The sequence below is a fragment of the Streptomyces sp. NPDC003034 genome (genome assembly GCF_053591375.1).
Map to the genome: position 1 here is coordinate 1 of NZ_JBSFTS010000026.1, position 17,432 is coordinate 17,432.

Below are 17,432 nucleotides of genomic sequence, written 5' to 3' on the forward strand. Positions count from 1 at the left end.
GTTGGGGGCGGGGGGGGGGCCCCCCCACCCCCCCCCCGGGGGCCCCCCCCCGCCCCGCGTCAGGCGGCGAGCATCCGCGCCGTCAGCGAGGCCAGCAGCTCCCCGGTGATCCGCGGACCGTTCTGCGTCAGCACCGATTCGGCGTGGAACTGCATCGAGGCGAAGTGCGGGCCGCGCAGCGCGTGCACCTCTCCCGTCTGCGGGTCGCGGCTGATGTCCACGAGCCCGATGCCCGGGACGATGGCCGAGTCGACGGCGGAGCGCGCGGCGAAGGTGTTGTAGAAGCCCACCCGCTCAGGCCGGCCGAAGAAGTCGATCTCCTTCTGCACGCCCTGGTTGGGTTCACCGCGGCGCACCAGCTCGAAGCCGAGGGTGGTGGAGAGCACCTGATGGCTCAGGCAGACGGCCAGGAAGGGCCTGCGCTCGTCCAGCAGGGTCCGTACGGCCGTCCGCAGGTGGTCGATCTTGGGATGTGCGGTGTCGCGCGGATCCCCCGGGCCCGGACCCATCACGACGAGGTCGTGGTGGTCGAAGGAGTACGGCTCGTCGAACCGGCGGACCGTCACCTCCAGGCCGATCGAGCCGAGCTGGCGGGCGATCATCGCCGTGAAGGTGTCCTCGGCGTCCACCACCAGCACCCGCCGTCCGGCCAGCGCCGGATCCACGGCCGCCCGCTCCTGCTCCTCTCCCAGCCAGTAGCCGGCGATGGTCCGGTTGCGGTCCTGGAGCGCCGCGCGGACGTGCGGATGGGAGGCGAACCGGGCCCGCCCTCCCCGCGACTCCAGCGCCGCGAGCAGGCCGGCCGCCTTCGCCTTGGTCTCGGCCACCTCCGACCACGGGTCGGAGTGGCGTACCAGGGTCGCGCCGGCCCCGATGCGGACCTCGCCGGCGGCGGTGATGTCGGCCGTACGGATCAGGATGGACGAGTCCAGCGCGTGTCCGCCCTCCTCGTCGCGGCCGATCAGCGCGAGCACGCCGCTGTAATAGCCGCGGCCCTGCGGCTCGTAGGCGGCGATGACGGAGGCCGCGCTCTCCAGCGGGCTGCCGGTCACCGTGGGCGCGAAGAGGGTCTCGCGCAGGATCTCCTCGGGGGCGCGCTCGCTGCGGCCCTCGATGAAGTACTCGGTGTGGGCGAGGCGGGCCATCTCCTTGAGGTACGGGCCGTCCACGCGGGCACCGCCCTCGCAGATCCGGGCCATCATCTTCAGTTCCTCGTCCACGACCATGTACAGCTCGTCGACTTCCTTGGTGTCGGCGAGGAAGTCCATCACCTCCGGCAGCGAGGGCCCGGCCGCCGGATAGCGGTAGGTGCCGCTGATCGGGTTCATGACGGCGGCGCCCTGGTGCAGGCTGACGTGGCGCTCCGGGCTGGCGCCGACGAGGGTCCGCTCGCCGGTGTGCACGAGGAAGGTCCAGTAGGCGCCGGACTCCCGCTCCAGCAGCCGCCGGAAGAGGGTCAGGGCGTGGCCCGTGGAGTACTCGCGGATGCCGGTGGACCAGGAGCGCTTGATGACGAAGTTGGCGCCCTTGCCCTCCCCGATCTCGTCCGCGATGACCCGGCGCACCGTGTCGGCGTACTCCTCGTCGGAGACGTCGAACCGGCCGCCCTCCAGCTCGATCGGCAGGTCGGGGATGAGCGCGAGGGCCTCGACCAGGGAGGCGCGTTCCTGGCCGGTGACGGTCATCGCGACCAGCGGGGTGTCCTCCTCCGGGGCGGCGAAGCCCCGCTCGGCGATCTGCCGGTACGGGACCAGCGCCAGCACCTCGTGCCGGGCGCCGGCCGGCCCCCGGGCGGCCTGGGCCTGCGCCGGGCGCAGTTCCGCGAGGGTTTCGACGCTCGCCGTGTCGCCGACGATGACGTCCAGGATGCCGGGGCCGGTGGCCTCGGGACGGTAGAGGAGGGCGAAGGGGGGCGGATTGGGGCCCAGGACGCGGGCCAGCAGCGGCGAGCTCATCCCGCGATCTCCTTCGCGGTGGTGACGACCGCGCAGCGCTTGGCGGCGTAGTCGATGGCCAGCCGGTGCTCCCGTTCGCTGAAGTCGCCGGTGGCGTCCGCGACGAGGAAGGTCCGGATGTCGTGGCTGAAGGACTCGATGGCGGTGGTCAGCACGCCCACGTGCGCGTACACCCCGCAGATGACCAGCTGGTCGCGGCCCGCGGCGCGCATCCGTTCCAGCAGGTCGGTGTTGAAGAAGGCGCTGTAGCGCCACTTGGTGCAGACCCAGTCGCCGTCGGCGGGGGCGAGCGGGGGGACGACCTCGCGGTCCTCGGGGCTCGTACGCATCCCGGGACCCCAGATGTCGGCCAGCAGGCCGCGCTGCTCGGGGGTCATGCCGCCGGGCTGGGCGGTGTAGGCCACGGGCGCGCCGGCGGCCGCGAAGTGCTCGCGCAGCAGGACGGCGTTGGCGGTCAGCTCCTCGCGCAGTGCTTCGGGGAACGGCGCGAGGAAGTACCTCTGCATGTCGTGGACGAGCAGCACGGCCCGGTCCACGTCGAACGACCACTGCGGGACGGAGGGGGGAAGGTCTCCCGCTGTGGGGAGGGGATAGGGCTCGATGGTCGGTATGCCGGCCATGATTTCCTCTCGGATATGTCGTTCCTCAAAGGGCTGGGTGTCGGCGGGCTCGCGGTGAGCGGCGGGCTCACGCGCCGAGCGTGGCTCCGCCGTCCACGGTCAGGACGTGCAGGGTGATGTGGGCCGCGCGGTCGGAGAGCAGGAAGAGCACGGCCTCGGCGATGTCGGTGGTCCGGGCGAGCTTGCCCAGGGGGATGCCGATCTTGTAGGCGGCCGGGTTGCCCGCGATGGTCTTGGCGGGTCCCTGCTCGTCCTCCCACATGGAGGCGAGCATCGCGGTGTCGGTGGAGCCGGGTGCGACGACGTTGCAGCGGATGTTGTACTGGGCGACTTCCAGGCCGAGCGACTTGGTGAGCATGGTCGCCGCGGCCTTGGAGGCCCCGTAGGCGGCCATGCCGATCCGCGGGGTGCCGGCCGCGTTGGAGGCGACGGTGACGATGGCTCCGCGACCGCGCGGGGCCATCCGGTTGACGGCGGCGCGCGAGAGCCGGAAGACGCCGCTGACGTTGACCTCGAAGGTCTGCAGCCAGTCCTCGTCACTGAAGTCCCGCACCTCGCCCATGCGCAGGATCCCCGCGGTGTTGACGAGGAAGTCCAGCGGGCCCAGCTCGGATTCCACCTGTTCGACGACGGCTTCCACCTGCTCGGTGCTGGTGACGTCGGCCGGGTAGGCACGGGCGGTGAGCCCGTCGGCGGTCAGCTTGTCCACCGCCTCCCGAAGCCGCGTCGCGTCCCGGTCGACGGCTGCCACCGCCGCGCCCTCCTCGGCGAGTCGGCGGGCTACGGCCAGGCCGATGCCTCCCGCGGCTCCCGTGACGAGGGCGACCTTGTTGTCCATGTCCCAACTCCCTGCTTGTTCAGGCACGCCATTGCGACACCACGGCGTAGGCCTGGTGCGGATTGAGGCGCGGATCGCAGAAGCTCGTGTAGGTCTCGCCGACCCCGTCGAGGTGCTCCGCGTCGGCGGCGCACTCGGTGACCGGGTCCGGGGTGGTCTCCAGGTGCAGCCCGCCGGCGACGCCGCCACCGCGGACCACGGCCGCCTGGAAGCCCCGTACCTCCTCGATCACGGTGTCGACCAGGCGCGTCTTGAGACCCCCGGGGGCGGTGACGGTGTTGCCGTGCATCGGGTCGGTGATCCAGACCACCGGGTGGCCGGCCTGCTGGACCGCGTCCACCAGCGCGGGCAGGCGTTCGTCCACCAGGTCGGCGCCCATGCGGGCGATGAGGGTGAGGCGGCCCGGCTCGCGCCACGGATCGAGGCGCCGGCACAGCTCGATGAGCTCCTCGGGGTCCATCGAGGGGCCGACCTTGCAGGCCACCGGGTTGACGACGCCGGCCAGCGTGTCGACGTGGGCGCCGTCGAGCTGCCGGGTGCGCTCGCCGATCCACGGGAAGTGCGTCGAGGTGAGCAGCGTGTTGCCCTCCTCGTCCCAGCGCATCATGGGCAGCTCGTAGTCCAGGAGCAGTGCTTCGTGGCTGGTCCACACCGGCGGGCAGATCCCGGAACGGCGGGCCGGGTCGGTCCAGCCGAGGTGGGCCATGGCCTGGGAAGCGGCGTCGTAGCCGGCCAGCAGCCGGTAGGGGTCGGGGATGCGCTCGGCGAGGCTCTCCTCGGGGCCGTTGACCATGTGGCCGCGGAAGACGGGCAGTTCGGTGCCGTTCACGATCTCGGTGGGGCGCGAGCGCGGCTTGCCGAACTGTCCGGCGAGGCGGCCGATGCGGACCACCGGCTTGTGGGTGATCATCTTGAGGGTGCCGGCGAGCAGGTCGAGGAGGGCGGACTTGCGGGCGATGTACCCGGCGTCGCACTCCGAAGGATCCTCGGCGCAGTCGCCGGCCTGGACGATGTACGCGTCACCGGCTGCGACCCGTGCGAGGTGGGAACGCAGGCGGCGGACGTCTCCGGCGTTGACGAGGGCCGGTCGCCGGGAAAGCTCTTCCTTTACCTTCGGCAGTTCCGGGTTGTCGGCCCAATCTGGCTGCTGACGGGCGGACTCTTTTCTGACGGTAAGTGAAGCTGTAACCACAGGAAACTCCCAGGAATGGGCAGGCGTGGGGTGCTCGGGCAATATGAGGGGCGGCGGAATACGGATCCTGCGATGACTGGCCGGAAGTAACCACGGGCCCCGGATCACTACGTCAGGTGAGAGTTACGGGCGCACCGTGATCGGCGAGCCGCATACCCGGCCGAAAGTCACGGGATACGGCTTCCGGACCGGTGGCCGGGGCGGCGGCACCTGACAGACGGCGACCGGAAGGTTTCCCGCGGCGGCCCGCCCGAACAGAATCCGACTCATGTATGCCGCCTATATCGAACAGCTCGGTCCCGCGGAGGTCATCCGCTTCGGTGAGCTCCCCGCTCCGCAGCCGGGGCCGTCCGACGTCCTCGTGGAGGTCGACGTCGTCTCCGTCAACCACGTCGACACCTTCGTCCGCTCGGGTGCCTGGCGCACCCCGCTGGACTTCCCCTTCGTCATCGGCCGGGACCTGGCCGGGACCGTGCTGCGCGCGGGTCCCGCCGTCGCCCACCGCTTCGCCCCCGGCGACCGCGTCTGGTGCAACAGCCTCGGCCACGACGGCCGCCAGGGCGCCGCCGCCGAGCAGGCCGCGGTCCCGGCCGAGCGGCTCTACCCGCTGCCCGAGGGGGTGGACCCGGTGGACGCCGTCGCCCTCGCACACCCCGCCGTCACCGCCTACCTCGCCCTCTTCGACCAGGGGCAGATCAAGGCCGGTGAGACCGTGCTGGTGGCGGGGGCCGCGGGCAACGTCGGCAGTGCGCTGGTCACGATGGCCGCGCACGCCGGAGCCCGGGTCATCGCGACCGCCTCGCCGCGCGACTTCGGCTACGTACGGGAGCTGGGGGCGGCCGAGGTCATCGACTACAACGACCCCGACGTCCCGGGCCGCATCCGCGCGCTGGCCCCGGCCGGGGTGGACATCCACGTCGACACCTCGGCCCGCAACGACCTGGAGACGGCGGTGGACCTGCTGGCGAGCCGCGGCCGGATCGTGCTGCTCTCCGGGATGCGCACCCGGCCGGTCCTGCCCGTCGGACCGCTCTACCTCAAGGACTGCTCGGTGCGCGGCTTCGCCATCTCCCACGCCACCGCGGGCCGGCTCGCCGAGGCCGCGGCCCACGTCAACAGGCTGACGGCGGCGGGCCTGCTCCGCCCGCGCGGCACCGAGGTGCTGCCGCTGTCGGAGGCGGCCCGGGCGCACCGGCTGCTGGACGACGGCAAGGTGACGGGAAAGCTCGTCCTGCGCGCCAAGAACTGAACCGGATATTCCGGATATCGCTTCCGCATGACGGACGCGATGGTGAGGTCCCGTCCGGAATCGGGGGCGCAACCTCCGTACACGACCCGTACATTCCCCGTACGGAATTCGGGTGGAAAGCCGTACGGAACTCCCCTGGGGGGCGGAAACGGCGGCGCCGTGGCATGACGGACGCGGCGCCGCTTCGGCATGCCCGAAAACACCCAGTGCCATCCGTCCCGCATCGCCCGTACCTTCCGGCCAAATGACCTGATGGACCTGGGGTGAGCTCATTGATCGCCGAATGTGCGGGCAGCAGTATTTCGGCCATGACGAACTCCATCATCGACTCGACCCCGCTTTTCGAGGTCCGCGCGGACATTCCCGTCGCGGCCACCGCCCAGGAAATCTACGACGTCGTCAGCGACCTGAGCCGCAGCGGCGAATGGAGCCCGGAGTGCCAGGGCGGCGAGTGGATTTCCGGCGAGCCCTCCAGCGTCGGCGCCGTCTTCCGCGGGGAGAACCTGCGCGCCGAGGACGTCGTCGGCTGGGCCCCCCTGGTCCGCGGCACCTGGTACACCGAGGCCCGCGTGACGGCCGCCGAGCCCGGCCGCACCTTCCGCTGGATGATGCTCACGCACGCCCAGGAGGACCAGGAGTCCATCTGGGGCTTCGACATCGAGCCGGCCGAGCAGGGCTCGGGTTCGGTCCTCGTGCACCACTTCCGGATGGGCAAGGCGACCGCCGGCATCCACAAGATCGTGGCCGACCTGGACGAGGTCCAGCGCAAGCAGTTCATCACCGACTGGACCGAGAAGCTCGAACAGGACCTCGACGCCACCCTCGCCCGCATCCGCGACGTCGTCGAAGGCCGCTGAGCTCGCGTTGCCTTCCCGCCCGGCCGCCGGCGCCGGCCGTCCCCCCGGTGCCGGCGCAATCCCCGTACGCCAACGAAGACAATCTTGAGAGAACGAGGGCCATGCTTCTCCAGCGCATAGGAAACAAGGGCATTCGGCTGGGTACGCTCTTCGACCGAGCGGCCGCCCGGACCCCCGCCGGTCTCGTGGTCATGGACCACGACCTGGACATCGCCCCGCAGCTCGGGCGCCGAGCCACCTTCACCGAACTCGCCGATCTCGTGGACGACTTCGCCTCCCGGCTGTGGTCGGTGGGCGTGCGGCCCAACCACCACGTCGTCGTGCACAAGTCCGACGGCTTCGACATCTCGCTGCTGGCCTGCGCGATCGCCCGCATCGGCGCGATCCCGGCCCTGCTGTCCCCGAAGCTGGACGGCGAGACGGTGGCGGTGCTGATCCGCCGCATCGACCAGCCCTTCCTGATCACCGACCAGGACAAGCTGGACCACCACCTGCCGGCGGAGGTCTTCGACATCACGGCCAAGGTGCTGCTGACCACGGGCACCTTCGAGGGGGCCGTCGAACTGGCCTCGCTCGCCGGTGCGGTGCGCGTCCCGGCCATCCCGATGCCGCCGGACCACCCGACCCTGATCACGCACACCTCCGGCACCACCGGCACCCCGAAGCTGGCCGTGCACACCGGTCACACCTTCGAGTCCCGCTACCGTCCGCAGGCCACCGTCTTCTCGGCCGTCAGCAAGCGCGAGCCCGTCGCGGTGCACGTCTCCTTCGTGCACTCCCGGATGTTCACGGCCATGCCCATCTCGATCCTCCAGGGCCACACGCTCATCGTGCTGCGGGAGGACGACCCGGAGACCGTCGGCGACATCTTCGCCCAGGTCCCGCCCGGCTTCATCGAGGCCCACCCCAACACCTTCCTGCGCTGGGAGGCGCTGGCCGACGACCCGCGCGGCCCCCTCGCCAACGTCAAGTACTTCAGCTCCACCTTCGACGCGATCCACCCGCGCACGGTGTCCATCCTGCTCAACGCGACGAAGCGGCGTAAGCCGCTCTTCGCGCAGGCCTACGGCCAGAGCGAGGTCGGCCCGATCGCGGCCCGCACCTACACCCGCAAGGGCGGCGCGGACTTCGACGGCCGCTGCGTGGGATCGCCGTTCCCCGGGATGACCAACGTCCGCGTCGTCAGCCGTGACGGCAACCCCGTCACCAAGACGAACCCCGGCTTCATCGAGATCAAGTCCGACGGCCGGATCATCACCTACCTCTCCGAGCACGAGCGCTGGGAGAAGCAGGTCAACGACGGCTGGTGGCGCATGGGCGACCTCGGCTACCGCACCAAGTGGGGCTGCCTGCACCTGCTCGACCGCGAGGTCGACGAGATCCCCGGCATCGGTTCCACGCTGGAGATCGAGGACAAGCTCTTCACCCGGCTGCACGAGCTGATCGAGGTGATCATCATCCCCGGCGCCGACGGCGTTCCGGTGCCGGTGGTGTGCACCCGCGACGACAAGCCGCTCGACCTGATCGCGTGGAAGTCCGCGGTCATCGGCCTGCCGCGGCTCGCCGACCCGGTCCAGTGGCGCCTGGAGGACGTCCCGCAGACCTCCACCACCAAGATCAAGCGCCTGGAGCTCGCGCGTCTGGTCGCGGCCGGCTCCGGCGCCATCGCCGAATAGCCCCGCCGCAGGGGCCCCCGCCCGCCGGCCAGCCCTGCGGAAGTCCCGCCGGACAGCCCCGCGGAACAGCCCGCCGGAGCGGTCCCACCCGGGCCGGCCGGACCCCCGCGGGCGGGCCCGGCCGGCCCGGCCGTACACCTCATAGCAACGGAGAATCGCATGAGCAGCTCATCCGTCGAGATCTGCGTCGTCGGCGCCGGTCCCCGCGGCCTGTCCGTCGTGGAGCGACTGGTTGCCAACGAACGGCAGAGTCCCTCCCACGACTCGCTCGCCATCCACGTCGTGGACCCCTCCGCGCCCGGCGCCGGCCAGGTCTGGCGCTCCGGCCAGTCCCGCCACCTGCTGATGAACACCGTCGCCTGCCAGATCACCGTCTACACGGACGAGAGCTGCACGATCGACGGCCCGGTCGAGCCCGGCCCCAGCCTGTACGAGTGGGCCAAGTCCCTTTCCGTCCTCGGTCAGTTCGGCGACTACGACGAGGGCACCCTCGCCGAGGCCGCCGCCATGGGCCCGGACACCTACCCGACCCGCGCCTTCTACGGCAGCTACCTCGGCGAGTGCTTCCAGCGCGTCATCGTCGGCGCCCCCAAGCACGTCACCGTCCACGTCCACAACTCCCGCGCCGTCGCCGTCGCCGACACCCGCGGCATACCCGGCGGCCCGCAGGGCGTCCGCCTGGACGACGGCACCCGCTTGAACGACCTCGACGCGATCATCCTGGCGCAGGGCCACGTCCCGGCCCGCCTGACCCCGCGCGAGGCCCGCACCGCCTCCCTGGCCCGCATCCACTACCTGACGTACCTGACGCCGGGCAATCCGGCCGACGCCGACCTCTCGCGGGTCAAGCCCGGCCAGTCGGTGCTCCTGCGCGGCCTCGGCCTGAACTTCTTCGACTACATGTCGCTCTTCAGCCACGGCCGCGGCGGCACCTTCGTCCGCGACGAGGACGGCAGACTCACCTACCAGCCCTCCGGGCAGGAGCCCCGGCTGTACGCCTTCTCCCGGCGCGGCATCCCGTACCACGCCCGCGGCGACAACGAGAAGGGCGCGTACGGCCGTTACTACCCCAAGCTGCTGACCCCGGCCTACGTGCAGAGCCTGCGCGAGCGCTCCGCCGCGGGTGGCTCCGTCACCTTCAACGCCGACCTGTGGCCCTTCATCTCGCGCGAGGTCGAGAGCGTCTACTACGGGGCCCTGCTCGCCGCCGACGGCCAGGAGGAGGAGCGCGAGGCGTTCACCGAGCGCTACCTCGACCTCGAAGAGGCCGCCGACCGGCTCGACCTCCTCGCCGAGTACGGCATCCCCGAGGAGCGGCACTGGAGCTGGGAGAAGCTCTCCCGCCCCTACGGCGACACGCGGTTCGCCGACCGCGACGCCTTCCAGGCGTGGCTGGTCGAGTACCTGGCGGCCGATGTCGTCGCCGCCCGCGAGGGCAACGTCAACGGCCCGCTCAAGTCGGCCCTGGACGTCCTGCGCGACCTGCGCAACGAGGTCCGCCTCGCCGTCGACCACGGCGGCCTCGACGGGGACTCGCACCGCGACGACCTCGAAGGCTGGTACACCCCGCTCAACGGCTTCCTCTCCATCGGCCCGCCGGCCACCCGCATCGAGGAGATGATCGCCCTGATCGAGGCGGGCATCCTCACCCTCACCGGTCCCGGCACGCAGGTCCGCATCGACACCAGCACCCAGACGTACCTGGCCGAGTCCGAGAGCGTGCCCGGCGCGGTCATCAAGGCGCAGGTGCTCATCGAGGCCCGGCTGCCCGAGCCGGACCTGCGGCGCACGGCCGACCCGCTGCTCCAGCACCTGCTGGACACCGACCAGGCCAAGCCGTACGTCGTCACCGGCGGCCAGGGCGGCTACCAGACCGGCGGCCTCGCCGTCACCGAGCGCCCGTACCGGCTCATCGACGCCCGCGGCGCCGCCCACCCGCGCCGCTTCGCCTACGGCGTGCCCACCGAGTCCGTGCACTGGGTCACCGCCGCAGGCATCCGCCCCGGCGTGGACTCCGTCACCCTCGGCGACTCCGACGCCATCGCCCGCGCCGTGCTGGCCCTGCCGCCCGTCGCGAGCGTCCCGGCGGGCATCCGCCCCGTCACCGACGCCGTGGGCGCCGACGACCACCTGCCCGGCGTGATCGTATGACCGAGGGCGACCTCCTCATGGACGCCGGCCTGCTCTCCCCCGTGCGGGCCGGCACCCCGGCCGAGGCGGCCGTCGGCGACCGGGCGTGGCTCCAGGCCATGCTCGACGCCGAGGCCGCCCTGGCCAGGGCCCAGGCGGGACTCGGCACCCTGCCGAAGTCCGCCGCGGACACCATCACGGAGGCCGCCCGGGCCGAGCACTTCGACCTGCGGGCCCTCGCGCTCGCCTCGCGGGAGACCGCCAACCCGGTCGTGGGCCTGGTCCAGGCGCTCACCGCGGCCGTCCGCGAGCGCGATCCGCAGGCCGCGGACTACGTCCACCGCGGCTCCACCAGCCAGGACATCTTCGACACCGGCGCCATGCTGGTGGCCGCCCGTACCCTGTGTCTGGTCCGCGCCGATCTGGCGCGGACCGCGCGGGCCCTGGCGGCCCTGGCCGCGGCACACCGCGACACCCTGATGCCCGGCCGCACCCTGGTCCTGCACGCCGTACCGACCACCTTCGGCCTCAAGGCGGCGGGCTGGCACCGCCTCGTCCTCGACGCCGACGCCCGCCTGGCCCGCGTCCTGCGAGAAGGCCTGCCCGTCTCGCTCGGCGGGGCCGCCGGCACCCTCGCCGGCTACCTGGAGTACGCGGCCATCGACCGGCCCGAGGTGGCCGCCTGCACCGAACCCCCCTACCTGGACCGGCTGGTGGACGCCTTCGCCGCCGAGACCGGACTCGCCCGCCCGGTCCTGCCCTGGCACGCGCTGCGCACGCCGCTCGCCGATCTCGCCGCCGCGCTGGCCTTCACGGCCGGAGCCCTCGGCAAGATCGCGGTCGACGTGCAGTCGCTGACCCGCACCGAGGTCGGGGAGGTCGCCGAGCCGGCCGCCGCCGGCCGGGGCAGCTCCTCCGCGATGCCGCACAAGCGCAACCCGGTGCTCGCCACCCTGATCCGCGCCGCCGCCCTCCAGGTCCCGGTGATCGCCGCCGGTCTGACGCAGTGCCTGGTCACCGAGGACGAGCGCTCCGGTGGCGTCTGGCACGCCGAATGGCAGCTGCTGCGCGAAGCCCTGCGGCTCACCGGCGGCGCGGCGCACACCGCCGTCGAGCTCGCCGAGGGGCTGGAGGTCCGGCCCGAGCGGATGCGGGAGAACCTCGGCCTCACCGGGGGCCAGATCGTCTCCGAACGCATCGCGGCCCGGCTCGCGCCGCGCCTGGGCAAGGCCGCCGCGAAGCAGCTGCTCACCGAGGCCTCGGTCGAGGCGGCGGCGAGCGGGCGGACCCTGGGCGCGGTCCTCGCCGGGATGCCCGGGCACGGGCTCGACGCCGCCGCCGTCGCGCGGCTGTGCGATCCCGCCGGCTACAGCGGCGGGGCGGGCGCCCTCGTCGACCGCGCGCTGGCCGGCGCACCGTCCCCGGGCCGCTCCTGAACGCCCTTCATGACCGCCCTGCATGACCGCCCTGCGTGGTCGTCCTTCATGGACGCACTTCATGAACGCCAATCCGACAGCGACAACCCGCCTGACAGACAGAGGGAGACAGGTCAGATGAGTGCCATGAGATCCGCCAAGGGGCGCTGGATCGAGGACTGGGACCCCGAGGACGAGCAGTACTGGGAGCGCGGCGGCAAGCGCATCGCCCGCCGCAACCTCTTCCTGTCCGTCGCCTCCGAACACATCGGCTTCTCCGTCTGGAGCATGTGGTCGGTCCTGGTGCTGTTCATGACGCCCGAGATCGGCCTCGGCTTCGCGCCGGACGAGAAGTTCCTCCTCGTCGTCACCCCCACCCTCGTCGGCGCCCTGCTGCGTCCGCCGTACAGCTGGGCCGTCACCCGCTTCGGCGGCCGCAACTGGACCGTCTTCGCCTCGTCGATCCTGCTGATCCCGGCCGTGGCGACGGTGTACTTCATCCAGCGGCCCGGCACCCCGCTGTGGGTGTTCCTGCTGATCAGCGCGGTCGGCGGGGTCGGCGGGGGCAACTTCGCCTCCTCGATGACCAACATCACCAGCTTCTTCCCCCACCGGCACCAGGGCTGGGCGCTGGGCCTCAACGCCGGCGGCGGCAACCTCGGCGTCGCGGCCGTCCAGCTGCTCGGCCTGCTCGTCATCTCCACCGTCGGCGACACCCACCCCGCCTACGTCGCCGCCGTGTACCTGCCGCTCATCGTGCTCATCTCCCTGCTGTGCGCGGTGAAGATGGACAACATCTCCGCCGTCCGCACCGCTCCGGGCGCCCAGCGCCAGGCCCTCGCCCACCGCGACACCTGGTTCATCTCCCTGCTGTACATCGGCACCTTCGGTTCCTTCATCGGCTACGGCTTCGCCTTCGGGCTGGTCCTGCAGACGCAGTTCGGCTCCACCCCGCTCCAGGCGGCCTCGTACACCTTCCTCGGTCCGCTGCTCGGCTCCTTCGCCCGTCCCTTCGGCGGCTGGCTCGCCGACAAGTTCGGCGGCGCCCGGGTCAGCCTGCTGATCTTCGGCGGCATGGGCCTGGGAACCGGCGTCCTGCTCATCGCCTCGGCGCAGCACTCGCTGCCGGTCTTCATCGCCGGCTTCACCGCGCTGTTCATCCTCAGCGGCATCGGCAACGGCTCCACCTACAAGCTCATCCCCACCGCCTTCGCCCGGGACGCCGAAGCCCGCATCGTCGCCGGGGGCGACGCCACCAGCTCCTTCGCCACCGCGCGCAAGCTGGCCGGTGCGGCCATCGGCATCGCGGGTGCGGTCGGGGCGCTGGGCGGAGTCGCCATCAACCTCGCCTTCCGCGGCGCCTACAGCGGCGGCGCGGCCAACGGGACCCCCGCCTTCCTGTCCTTCCTGGGCTACTACGCAGTGTGCGCGGCCGTGACCTGGATCGTGTACGTCCGCCGCGAGCGGGCCGCGGCCGCCTCGGTGGCGGCATCGGCCACTGCCTCCGCGTCCGCCACTGCCTCCGCCACTGCCTCCGCCTCCGCGTCCGCCGGATCCCGCCCCACGGAGTCGGTCCATGCGTGACGCCGAGCTCGCGCCGGCGCAGGCCGGCCAGGTGGCCACGCACTGCCCGTACTGCGCCCTGCAATGCGGCACCCTGCTCAGCGCCGGTACGGGCGCAGCCCCGGGTGCCGCCCCGCAGACCCCGTCCGGCACGGGCTCCGCCGCCGGCGCCCGCCCCACCGGAGCCGAGGGCGGTGAGGTCACCGTCCAGCCCGATCCCGACTTCCCCGTCAACCGCGGCGGCCTGTGCCAGAAGGGGTGGACCGCCCCGGCGCTGCTCACCACCCCCGACCGGCTGCGGACCCCCCTCGTCCGCGACGCCGAGGGGACCCTGCGCCCCACCGACTGGGACACCGCCCTCGACACGATCGCCGCCTCCCTCGCCCGGATCCGCGCCGAGCACGGCCCGGACGGCGTCGGCGTCTTCGGCGGCGGCGGCCTCACCAACGAAAAGGCGTACCTGCTCGGCAAGTTCGCCCGCCTGGCCCTCGGCACCAGCCAGATCGACTACAACGGCCGCTTCTGCATGTCCTCGGCCGCCGCCGCCGGCAACGCCGCCTTCGGCCTCGACCGCGGACTGCCCTTCCCCGTCACCGACCTCGGCTCCGCCGACACCGTCCTGCTCGCCGGCGCCAACCCCGCCGAGACGATGCCCCCGCTGATGCGCCACCTCACCACCGCCCGGCTGATCGTCATCGACCCGCGCCGCACCCCCACCGCCGAGCGCGCCGCCCTCCACCTCCAGCCGCGCCCCGGCACCGATCTCGCCCTCGCCCTCGGCCTGTTCCACATCCTGGTGGTCGAGGGGCGCAGCGACCGGGAGTACGTCGACCGGCGCACCACCGGCTTCGACGCCGCGTGGAAGCGCGCCGCCTCCTGGTGGCCCGAGCGCGTCGAGAAGGTCACCGGCGTGCCCGTCAGCGACCAGCGCGAAGCCGTCCGGATGCTGGCCGCCGCCTCCCGCGCGTACGTCCTGACCGGGCGCGGCGCCGAGCAGCACAGCAAGGGCACCGACACCGTCGCCGCGTTCATCAACCTGGCCCTCGCCCTCGGCCTGCCCGGCCGCGAGGGCAGCGGCTACGGCTGCATCACCGGCCAGGGCAACGGCCAGGGCGGGCGCGAGCACGGGCAGAAGGCCGACCAGCTGCCCGGCTACCGCATGATCACCGACCCGGCGGCCCGCGCGCACGTGGCGGGCGTCTGGGGCGTCGATCCGGCGGTCCTGCCCGGGCCGGGCCGCAGCGCCTACGAACTCCTCGACGCGCTGGGCACCGACAACGGGCCGCGCGCCCTGCTCGTCTTCGGCGCCAACCCGGTGGTATCCGCGCCGCGTTCCGCGCACGTCGCCGAACGGCTGTCCTCCCTCGACCTGCTCGTCGTCGCCGACTTCGTGCCCTCCGAGACCGCCCGCATGGCCGACGTGGTGCTGCCCGTCACCCAGTGGGCCGAGGAGGAAGGCACGATGACCAACCTCGAAGGCCGCGTCCTGCGCCGCCGCCGGCTCCTCGACCCGCCCGCCGGGGCCCGCTCCGACCTGGAGGTCCTGCGCGGCCTCGCCACCCGGCTGGGCGACCTGCCCGAGCGCTATCCGGCTCAGCCGCGCGCCGTCTTCGAGGAGTTGCGCCGCGCCTCGGCCGGCGGGCCCGCCGACTACTCCGGCATCAGCTACGAGCGGCTCGACGCGGGGGAGGCGCTGCACTGGCCGTGCCCGGGCGATCCCGCCGGAGCCGGTGACCACCCCGGCACGCCGCGGCTCTTCCTGGAACGGTTCGCCCACCCGGACGGCCGCGCCCGCTTCGCCGACGTCGAACACCGCCCGCCGGCCGAGGAGACGCACGCGGAGCACCCGCTGTACGCCACGACCGGGCGGGTGCTGGCCCAGTACCAGTCCGGCGCGCAGACCCGCCGGGTGCCGCAGCTGATCGCGGCCGCCCCCGAGGCGCATCTGGAGGTCCACCCGGACACGGCCGCCCGGGCCGGCCTCACCGACGGCGCCCACGCACGGGTCACCTCGGCGCGCGGCTCCACGCTGGCGCGGGTCCGTTTCGACCCCACCCTGCGCACCGACACCGTCTTCCTGCCGTTCCACTTCCCGGGCGCCGGGCGGGCCAACCTGCTCACCAACGACGCCCTCGACCCGCGCAGCCGCATGCCCGAGTTCAAGGTCTGCGCGGTCAGCCTCGCCCCCGCCGATCCACCGGCCGGGGCGTCCCCCGTCCGCGCCGCCGAGCCGGCCCGGCCCGAGCCCGCGGCCCCCGCCTCCGGGGCCGCGCCCCGCCCGGCCCATGCGGAGGCGGCGGCCGACGCCGTACGCGGCGCCCCAGGGCCCGTGTCGCCCGCACAGGCGGGCCCGCCGCCCGCCGCCGCGCCGGCATCCGTCCCGTCCGTCCCGTCCGTCCCGTCCGTCCTGTCCGTCCTGTCCGTCCCGTCCGTCCCGTCCGCGCCCGGCGCGTCCGGTGCCACACGCCTCCAGGAGGGCTGATCATGACCGCGACCGTGCCCGGAGGGGACGCCCGTCCCGTCACGCCGGTCCTCATCGTCGGCAACGGACCCGCCGCCCATCAACTCCTCGACCGGCTGCGCCACTTCGGCTGCACGGACCCCGTCACCGTCCTCGGTGCCGAGGACGCCCCCGCCTACCACCGGGCGCTGCTCACCTCCGCGCTCGACGGAAGCCTCCCGCCCGCCGCGATGGAGCTGCCCCCGCCGCCCGGGGACACCCGCGTCCACACCGGCGTCTGCGCCGTCCGCATCGACCGGGCCCGGCGCCGCGTGCACACCGCCGACGGGCAGGTCTTCCCGTACGGCCGGCTCGTCCTGGCCACCGGCGCGACACCGCTGCTGCCCGCCCTGCCGGGCCTGCGCACGCCCGACGGCGCTCCGGCCGCGGGCGTCGCCACCCTCCGTACGCTCGCCGACTGCGCCCGCCTCACCGATCCGGCCGCCGTGGCTGCCCGTACCCCCGTGACCATCCTCGGCGCGGGCTCCCTCGGGGTGGAGGCGGCTTTCGCGCTGGCCGCCATGGACCGCCCGGTCACCCTCGTGCACCCCGGACCCTGGCCGATGGACCACCTCCTCGACCGGACCGCCGGGGCCCTCGTCTGCGACCGGCTCGCGGCCGCCGGAGTGGAGGTCGTCACCGGCCAGCCGGCCGCCGCCTACACCCCCGGCGCCCTGACCCTCGCCGACGGCCGCACCCTGCCCGTCGCCACCCTCCTGCTGTGCACCGGTGTGCTGCCGGAGACCGGACTGGCCCGCGCCGCCGGGCTGAGCGTGCGCACCGGCATCGTCGTCGACGACTGCCTGCGCACCGACGACCCGCTGATCCACGCCCTCGGCGACTGCGCCGAGCACCGCGGCGGCCGCGGCGGATCCCTCGCCTCCGGCTGGGCCCAGGCCGAAGCGCTGGCCCGCCACCTCGCCACCGGAGCGCGCGGCGTGGCCGCCGCCCGCCGGGTGCTGCGGCCCCGCATCGCCGGCCCCGGCCTGGTCGTCCTCGGTATCCCGGGCAGTGTCCCAGCCGAGGAGGCGATCACCCTCAACGACCCGGCGAACGCCCGCTACGCCCGTCTGGAGCTCGCCGGCGAACGCATCGTCGCCGGGGTCCTGCTCGGCTTCGACCGGGCCATCGCCACCACCACCGAGCTGTACGTCCACGACCTGCCCGTCCCGCGTGACCGGCTGAGCCTGCTCCTGGGCCGGGCCCCCCGAGTGGCGCGACCCGGCTCCACCGAGCTGAGCCCCGAGACCGTCGTGTGCCTGTGCAACAACGTCACGCACCGCGACCTCACCGAGGCGTGGCACGCCGGCTCCCGCCGGCTCCCCGAACTGGCCGCCGCCACCCGTGCCACCACCGGCTGCGGCGGCTGCACCCGCCAAGTGGAAGCGATCTGCGCCTCCCTTTCCCACACCAGACCTGCCGCGACCGGCAGTTGAG

General features: G+C 73.2%; 12 protein-coding genes. 8 read left to right on the plus strand and 4 right to left on the minus strand.

Going from position 1 to position 17,432, the window contains the following annotated elements:
- Positions 1 to 59 precede the first annotated feature (59 nt).
- From ACWDX7_RS23130 to ACWDX7_RS23145, 4 genes are all read right to left on the minus strand, one after another.
- The gene (locus tag ACWDX7_RS23130; protein WP_451489142.1) at positions 60 to 1,955 is read right to left on the minus strand and encodes an anthranilate synthase family protein; all 1,896 of its coding nucleotides are present in this window, start codon (positions 1,953 to 1,955) and stop codon (positions 60 to 62) included.
- A complete protein-coding gene (locus ACWDX7_RS23135) occupies positions 1,952 to 2,575 on the minus strand; it encodes an isochorismatase family protein (RefSeq protein ID WP_451489141.1) in 624 nt (207 codons plus the stop codon). The genes ACWDX7_RS23130 and ACWDX7_RS23135 overlap by 4 nt, the downstream gene beginning before the upstream one ends.
- Positions 2,576 to 2,642: 67 nt before the next feature.
- A complete protein-coding gene (locus tag ACWDX7_RS23140) occupies positions 2,643 to 3,413 on the minus strand; it encodes a 2,3-dihydro-2,3-dihydroxybenzoate dehydrogenase (RefSeq protein ID WP_451489140.1) in 771 nt (256 codons plus the stop codon).
- Between the two features lie 19 nt (positions 3,414 to 3,432).
- On the minus strand, positions 3,433 to 4,605 hold the full coding sequence (locus ACWDX7_RS23145; RefSeq protein WP_451489139.1) for a 3-deoxy-7-phosphoheptulonate synthase: 1,173 nt from the start codon (positions 4,603 to 4,605) through the stop codon (positions 3,433 to 3,435).
- Positions 4,606 to 4,873: 268 nt separating this feature from the next.
- Here ACWDX7_RS23145 and ACWDX7_RS23150 point away from each other — a divergent pair, with 268 nt between their 5' ends.
- From ACWDX7_RS23150 to ACWDX7_RS23185, 8 genes are all read left to right on the plus strand, one after another.
- A complete protein-coding gene (locus ACWDX7_RS23150; protein WP_451489138.1) occupies positions 4,874 to 5,854 on the plus strand; it encodes an NADPH:quinone reductase in 981 nt (326 codons plus the stop codon).
- A 308-nt stretch (positions 5,855 to 6,162) separates the two neighbouring features.
- A complete protein-coding gene (locus ACWDX7_RS23155) occupies positions 6,163 to 6,711 on the plus strand; it encodes an SRPBCC family protein (protein ID WP_451489137.1) in 549 nt (182 codons plus the stop codon).
- Between the two features lie 101 nt (positions 6,712 to 6,812).
- Positions 6,813 to 8,387 (plus strand): class I adenylate-forming enzyme family protein, encoded by a 1,575-nt coding sequence (locus tag ACWDX7_RS23160; RefSeq protein WP_451489136.1) that lies wholly within the window; start codon positions 6,813 to 6,815, stop codon positions 8,385 to 8,387.
- A 159-nt stretch (positions 8,388 to 8,546) separates the two neighbouring features.
- On the plus strand, positions 8,547 to 10,538 hold the full coding sequence (locus ACWDX7_RS23165) for an FAD/NAD(P)-binding protein (RefSeq protein WP_451489135.1): 1,992 nt from the start codon (positions 8,547 to 8,549) through the stop codon (positions 10,536 to 10,538).
- A complete protein-coding gene (gene pcaB / locus ACWDX7_RS23170) occupies positions 10,535 to 11,953 on the plus strand; it encodes a 3-carboxy-cis,cis-muconate cycloisomerase (RefSeq protein ID WP_451489134.1) in 1,419 nt (472 codons plus the stop codon). Before ACWDX7_RS23165 ends, pcaB begins: the two co-directional genes overlap by 4 nt.
- Positions 11,954 to 12,070: 117 nt before the next feature.
- On the plus strand, positions 12,071 to 13,516 hold the full coding sequence (locus ACWDX7_RS23175; protein ID WP_451489133.1) for an MFS transporter: 1,446 nt from the start codon (positions 12,071 to 12,073) through the stop codon (positions 13,514 to 13,516).
- Positions 13,509 to 15,977, plus strand: a complete 2,469-nt coding sequence (locus ACWDX7_RS23180) for a molybdopterin oxidoreductase family protein (RefSeq protein ID WP_451489132.1) — start codon at positions 13,509 to 13,511, stop codon at positions 15,975 to 15,977. The genes ACWDX7_RS23175 and ACWDX7_RS23180 overlap by 8 nt, the downstream gene beginning before the upstream one ends.
- A gap of 2 nt (positions 15,978 to 15,979) precedes the next feature.
- On the plus strand, positions 15,980 to 17,431 hold the full coding sequence (locus tag ACWDX7_RS23185) for an FAD-dependent oxidoreductase (RefSeq protein WP_451489131.1): 1,452 nt from the start codon (positions 15,980 to 15,982) through the stop codon (positions 17,429 to 17,431).
- The last annotated feature ends 1 nt before the right edge of the window (position 17,432 follow it).

Excerpts from the sequence above, each read along its gene's own strand:
- ACWDX7_RS23160 (WP_451489136.1), top strand. The coding sequence starts at position 6,813 with ATGCTTCTCCAGCGCATAGGAAACAAGGGCATTCGGCTGGGTACGCTC.
- pcaB (WP_451489134.1), top strand. The coding sequence starts at position 10,535 with ATGACCGAGGGCGACCTCCTCATGGACGCCGGCCTGCTCTCCCCCGTG.
- ACWDX7_RS23185 (WP_451489131.1), top strand. The coding sequence starts at position 15,980 with ATGACCGCGACCGTGCCCGGAGGGGACGCCCGTCCCGTCACGCCGGTC.
- ACWDX7_RS23180 (WP_451489132.1), top strand. The coding sequence starts at position 13,509 with ATGCGTGACGCCGAGCTCGCGCCGGCGCAGGCCGGCCAGGTGGCCACG.
- ACWDX7_RS23135 (WP_451489141.1), bottom strand. The coding sequence starts at position 2,575 with ATGGCCGGCATACCGACCATCGAGCCCTATCCCCTCCCCACAGCGGGA.
- ACWDX7_RS23165 (WP_451489135.1), top strand. The coding sequence starts at position 8,547 with ATGAGCAGCTCATCCGTCGAGATCTGCGTCGTCGGCGCCGGTCCCCGC.
- ACWDX7_RS23175 (WP_451489133.1), top strand. The coding sequence starts at position 12,071 with ATGAGTGCCATGAGATCCGCCAAGGGGCGCTGGATCGAGGACTGGGAC.
- ACWDX7_RS23150 (WP_451489138.1), top strand. The coding sequence starts at position 4,874 with ATGTATGCCGCCTATATCGAACAGCTCGGTCCCGCGGAGGTCATCCGC.
- ACWDX7_RS23130 (WP_451489142.1), bottom strand. The coding sequence starts at position 1,955 with ATGAGCTCGCCGCTGCTGGCCCGCGTCCTGGGCCCCAATCCGCCCCCC.
- ACWDX7_RS23155 (WP_451489137.1), top strand. The coding sequence starts at position 6,163 with ATGACGAACTCCATCATCGACTCGACCCCGCTTTTCGAGGTCCGCGCG.
- ACWDX7_RS23140 (WP_451489140.1), bottom strand. The coding sequence starts at position 3,413 with ATGGACAACAAGGTCGCCCTCGTCACGGGAGCCGCGGGAGGCATCGGC.